This window comes from Streptococcus pseudopneumoniae (genome assembly GCF_038148935.1).
GTDB lineage: Bacteria > Bacillota > Bacilli > Lactobacillales > Streptococcaceae > Streptococcus > Streptococcus pseudopneumoniae_U.
In genome coordinates, this window is record NZ_JBBJZX010000208.1 from 1 (window position 1) to 558 (window position 558).

A 558-nucleotide genomic window follows, 5' to 3' on the forward strand; every position below is an offset into this window, starting at 1 on the left:
ATCCGCGATATGCTGGATTTACCAGCCAAAAATGTAACCATTTTGGAAGGGAGCAATATTCATGTCTTGCCTTCCCTGCCTTACTCGGCGCAGGATTTCTATACCAGTATAGACGTCTTAGCGGAGTTGGATAATGGAACTCAGGTAATCATTGAGATTCAAGTGCATCATCAGAATTTTTTCATCAATCGCTTGTGGGCTTATCTATGTAGTCAGGTCAATCAAAACCTAGAAAAAATTCGCCAACAAGAAGGAAATACTCACCAGAGTTACAAACACATTGCACCAGTATACGCTATTGCAATTGTCGATAGTAACTACTTCCATGATGATCAAGCTTTTCATAGCTTTAGCATGCGAGAGGACACGACAGGTGAGGTCTTAACCATCACAAATAACGGTCAAGAAAACCATCTAGTTAAAATGGCATTCTTGGAATTAAAAAAATATAGGGAAACCAGCAAAGATAGTATTCGCAAACCATGGTTAGAGTTTTTCGGGAACAAACCCTTTACTCAACAACCCGAGCGAGCCATTAGCCAGGCAGACCAACTGCTA

General features: G+C 40.9%; 1 protein-coding gene. It reads left to right on the plus strand.

Translation table 11 applies throughout. The features are described 5' to 3' along the window. On the plus strand, positions 1–558 hold a 558-nt coding region (locus WKI42_RS10640; protein ID WP_368081908.1), incomplete at both ends, for a PD-(D/E)XK nuclease family transposase.